This is a genomic window from Arthrobacter sp. (assembly GCF_031988865.1).
GTDB lineage: Bacteria > Actinomycetota > Actinomycetes > Actinomycetales > Micrococcaceae > Arthrobacter_B.
Genome location: NZ_DALZXY010000078.1, coordinates 3273 through 7622, shown reverse-complemented (window position 1 = coordinate 7622; position 4350 = coordinate 3273). Strand labels below are relative to the sequence as shown.

6 protein-coding genes are annotated in these 4350 nt (G+C 64.6%); all 6 read left to right on the top strand.

The window, feature by feature from the left end; all coding sequences use genetic code 11:
* A partial coding sequence (gene adhP / locus RTN46_RS13205; RefSeq protein WP_312182031.1) for an alcohol dehydrogenase AdhP occupies positions 1 to 915 on the top strand: 915 nt, incomplete at its 5' end.
* Positions 915 to 1325: a DUF779 domain-containing protein gene (locus RTN46_RS13200; RefSeq protein ID WP_312182029.1), complete on the top strand. Its 411-nt coding sequence runs from the start codon at positions 915 to 917 to the stop codon at positions 1323 to 1325. The genes adhP and RTN46_RS13200, both read left to right, overlap by 1 nt.
* A gap of 115 nt (positions 1326 to 1440) precedes the next feature.
* Complete coding sequence (locus tag RTN46_RS13195; protein ID WP_312182027.1) at positions 1441 to 1797, top strand: hypothetical protein; 357 nt, start codon at positions 1441 to 1443, stop codon at positions 1795 to 1797.
* A gap of 204 nt (positions 1798 to 2001) precedes the next feature.
* On the top strand, positions 2002 to 2301 hold the full coding sequence (locus tag RTN46_RS13190; protein ID WP_312182026.1) for a DUF4193 domain-containing protein: 300 nt from the start codon (positions 2002 to 2004) through the stop codon (positions 2299 to 2301).
* Between the two features lie 103 nt (positions 2302 to 2404).
* On the top strand, positions 2405 to 3028 hold the full coding sequence (locus RTN46_RS13185) for a nucleotidyltransferase family protein (protein ID WP_312182025.1): 624 nt from the start codon (positions 2405 to 2407) through the stop codon (positions 3026 to 3028).
* 181 nt (positions 3029 to 3209) lie between these two features.
* On the top strand, positions 3210 to 4350 hold a 1141-nt coding region (locus tag RTN46_RS13180), incomplete at its 3' end, for a TerC family protein (RefSeq protein ID WP_312182024.1).

The window sequence follows — 4350 nt, the reverse complement described above, 5'->3', positions numbered from 1 at the left end:
ATCACATCAGGTGTTTGTCATACCGACCTGCACGCGGCCAAAGGGGACTGGCCGGTGAAACCGACCCCGCCGTTCATCCCCGGCCACGAGGGGGTGGGCGAGGTGGTTTCCGTGGGGGAGGGGGTCACCGACATCAAGGTGGGCGACATGGTTGGCAACGCCTGGCTATGGTCCGCCTGCGGGGTCTGCGAATACTGCCGCACCGGGTGGGAAACACTGTGCGAGCAGCAGCAGAACGGCGGGTACTCGGTGAACGGGTCGTTCGGCCAGTACATGCTGGTTGATGCCCGGTTCGCCGCCCGCATCCCCGAAGGCGCCGATCCAGTGGAAATCGCACCGGTACTCTGCGCCGGGGTGACTGTGTACAAGGGCCTGAAGGAAACCGAGGCACGGCCGGGGCAATGGGTGGCCATCTCCGGAATCGGCGGCCTGGGACACGTTGCCGTGCAGTACGCCAAAGCGATGGGGCTCCGCGTGGCAGCAGTCGATATCTCCGAGGACAAGCTGGCGCTGGCCCGCGAATTCGGTGCCGAGGTAACCGTCAACGCGCTCGAGGAAGACCCCGCCGAGGTCCTCCAGGAGAAGATCGGCGGAGCGCATGGAGTCCTGGTCACGGCGGTCAACCGCTCGGCCTTCGGGCAGGCAATCGGCATGGCCAGGCGGGGCGGGACCATCGTGTTCAACGGCCTCCCGCCCGGGGAGTTTCCCGCGCCGATCTTCGACATCGTCCTCAAGCGGCTGACGATCCGGGGCTCGATCGTGGGAACGCGGCAGGACATGGTCGAAGCAATCGACTTCTACGACCGCGGGCTCATCCACCCGAAGGTGAGCACCCGTCCATTGAGTGAAATCAACGACGTGATGGAGGAACTCGAAGCCGGCCGGGTGGACGGACGGGTGGTGCTTCAGTACTGATGGACGCACACCAGGAACCAACCTCGGTCCTGGACGCGGCGCCGGCCCTGCCCGGGGAGAGCACCTCCCGGGTGGGGCTCACGGCCGAAGCCAGGGACCTGCTCCGCACGCTCCGAGAGCAGCACGGTCCGCTGATGTTCCATCAGTCCGGTGGCTGCTGCGACGGATCATCGCCCATGTGTTATCCGGACGGGGAGTTCCTGACCTCGGAGGCGGATGTGCTGCTGGGAACGTTTCACCTCGACGACGGCGACATTGGGTTCTGGATGTCCGTCGAACAGTTCGAGTACTGGAAGCACACCCACCTGACTGTCGACGTCGTTCCCGGCCGGGGGAGCGGATTCTCCCTTGAGGCACCGGTTGGAAAGCGGTTCCTGATCCGCTCCCGCCTGCTGGTTGTGCCCGGGTAGCGATCAAGTAGTAAGGTTGCTGCTTAATTACCCTGTGGTTGGAAAACCGCAGGGCGGAACGGTACATCATGATGCCTCCGACGGGGCGGGAATGAGGAACACCATGGTTAAGAAGATGACATTTCTGGCAGGAATCGGTGTTGGCTACCTCATCGGGTCCAAGGCCGGCCGGGAGAAAATCCGGTCCCTGTGGAACGATCCCAAGGTGCAGGACACCGTGAACCAGGGATCCGAGTGGGCCAAGCAGAAGGCTCCCGGGATCCAGGAGAAGGTCACTGAAGCCGCTAAGGACGCCGCAGCCTCAGCCAAGGACGCTGCGTCGCAGGCAAAGGACAGCCTGTCTGCCGGCGGCGGAAAGAGCGGAAGTACCTCCGCGGTGGCCGGCACCGCGAATCCGGCCGACCACTCGCATACTTCGGGCGGTGGGACCACCATGGATCCGGCCCGCCCCCAGCCTGAAGGCCGCCCGTAGCCCAAACCCGCGGACCTGATGTTCCCCGGAGCACAGGGCCCGCCGATGCCCGCCGGATTCTCCGGCGGGCATCGGTCTGCCCGAATGGTTTTCCGCCAATATGTCGCACATGTTGCGCCTTGCTGCCCGTGCTCGGGCGGCGGAGCGGTTACCATCGGGATGCTGGATCGACCCACCGATCAACCTTGGAGAGTGAGCCTTAACATGGCTACGGATTATGATGCGCCGCGCAAGACGGAAGAGGACACCGGAACAGCTTCCATCGAGGAGCTCCAGGCACGGCGCACTGACAAGCAGTCAGCGGTTGTTGATGTTGATGAGTCTGAAGCTGCGGAGGCCTTCGAGCTGCCCGGCGCCGACCTCTCCGGAGAAGAACTCCTGGTCCGGGTAGTGCCCGCCCAGGAAGATGAGTTCACCTGCGGATCCTGCTTCCTGGTGCGCCACCGTTCCCAGTTCGCCGTTGAAAAGAACGGCACCAAGTACTGCTCGGACTGCGAAGGCTGAGCCGGCTGCGCCCTGCCAGGCAGCTGCCGGCAAGCTACCGCCGCCCCGGACTATCCGGGTGCGGCGGTTGTGGTTAAGTCACCGGTGTGATTTCGTCGCTTTCATGGCAAATGCTGTCCTTCTCGCTGCAGGCGCCGGCGTTCGGCTGGGCCTCGGGCCCAAGGCACTGCTGCCGTTCAACGGACGCCCACTGATCGAACATCTCGCCGCCGCACTGACTGACGGCGGCTGCTCACGCGTGATCGTTGTCCTGGGTGCGGAATCCAGGCGGGTAAGGGCGGCCGCTGACCTCTCCGGAGCCCTCACCATCACCAACCCCGATTGGGAGACCGGCATGGGGTCGTCCTTCCGCGCCGGGGTCGCCGAAGCGCTGCGGCTGGCGCCGGAGGAGTCCGTCCTGGTGGCGCTGGCAGACCAGCCCGGCCTCACTGCGGGCACCGTTGCCCGGCTGCTCACCCACGCGGCGCCGGACCAGGTCTCCTGCGCCGGCTACTGCCTTCCCGGAGGCGGACTCCGGCGGGGACATCCCGTGCTCTTTGCCCCGCAGCTGGCCCGCGCGGCGGCCGCCGTCGCCCTGGGGGACTCCGGGGCCCGGGCCTTTCTCGCCGCCCACCCCGGCCTCGTGGACCTGGTGGACTGCGGCAGCGAGGTGAGCGGCCGGGACGTTGATACCCCGGCGGACCTGGCGCTTCTGGACCCGGGCAGCGGAACCGGACCGGCGACGTGAGTGTGCAGGTCACGGGTGGGCCGGCTCTTCGGGTAGAGTGGGGCGTTCGTAGGGGAGTATCCTTCCACGCTGTATCTCGTCAACACGTAGGGCACCGACGCCCGGCCGGGGACAGCGGGCGGCCGCAGGCCGCCGGAGAGACTTGCGGTTCCTTGGCGTACCCTACGAAAGCAGACTCTCCATGACTGTTTCCCCCCTGGTCTGGGGCGTGACGATTGTCGTCATCCTCGGCCTGCTGGCCTTTGATTATTTCTTCCACATCCGCAAGGCGCACATTCCCACGCTCAAAGAGGCGGCCATCTGGTCCGCCATCTACGTGGGCCTGGCCATCGTCTTTGGCATCCTGGTCCTGGTGTTCGGCGGACCCGTCGCCGGCACCGAGTATTTCGCTGGCTACATCACGGAAAAAGCCCTGTCGGTGGACAACCTCTTTGTCTTCCTGATCATCATGGCGAGCTTCCGGGTACCGCGTGAGGATCAGCAGAAGGTCCTGCTCTTCGGCATCGTCTTCGCGCTGATCGCCAGGACCGGCTTCATTTTCCTCGGCGCAGCCCTGATCAACTCCTTCTCCTGGATTTTCTACATCTTCGGCCTGATCCTGCTCATTACCGCGGGCAACCTGCTCAAGCCGGAAGGCGAGAAGGACGAGGCAAACAACTTCATCATCAGGATCGCCAAGCGCGTGCTGCCCACCACGGATCACTACGACGGCGACAAGCTGTTCACCGTGGAAAACGGCAAGAAGGTCCTCACCCCGATGCTCCTGGTGATGATCGCCATCGGCGGCACCGACATCCTTTTCGCGCTGGACTCGATCCCGGCGATCTTCGGACTGACCCAGAGCACCTTCATTGTCTTCACCGCCACCGCGTTCTCCCTGATGGGCCTGCGCCAGCTCTACTTCCTGATCGACGGGCTGCTGGACCGCCTGATCTACCTCTCCTACGGCCTGGCCGCCATTCTCGCCTTCATCGGCGTGAAACTGGTGCTGCACGCCCTGCATGAGAACACCCTGCCGTTCATCAACAACGGCGAACATGTGGAGGTCATCGAGATCACCACCGGCCTGTCCCTGAGCGTCATCATCGGCATCCTGGTGGTCACCATCATCGCGTCTCTGGTAAGCCCGGCCGGCAAGGCCCAGACCGCCGTCAACAATGCCCGCCGCCACGCCAACGCCTACCTGGACCTCTCCTACACCTCGGACGAGGCAGAACGCGAGCGGATCTATACGGCCCTCTGTGAGGAGGAGCGCCAGATCCAGCAGATGGACAAGAAGTACCGGGACAAGGTCAAGGACATCGAGGACATCCGCGCCGAGG

Bases quoted from the DNA above. Each gene is read 5' to 3' on its own strand.
- RTN46_RS13200 (WP_312182029.1), top strand. From the start codon at position 915: ATGGACGCACACCAGGAACCAACCTCGGTCCTGGACGCGGCGCCGGCC.
- RTN46_RS13195 (WP_312182027.1), top strand. From the start codon at position 1,441: ATGACATTTCTGGCAGGAATCGGTGTTGGCTACCTCATCGGGTCCAAG.
- RTN46_RS13190 (WP_312182026.1), top strand. From the start codon at position 2,002: ATGGCTACGGATTATGATGCGCCGCGCAAGACGGAAGAGGACACCGGA.
- RTN46_RS13185 (WP_312182025.1), top strand. From the start codon at position 2,405: ATGGCAAATGCTGTCCTTCTCGCTGCAGGCGCCGGCGTTCGGCTGGGC.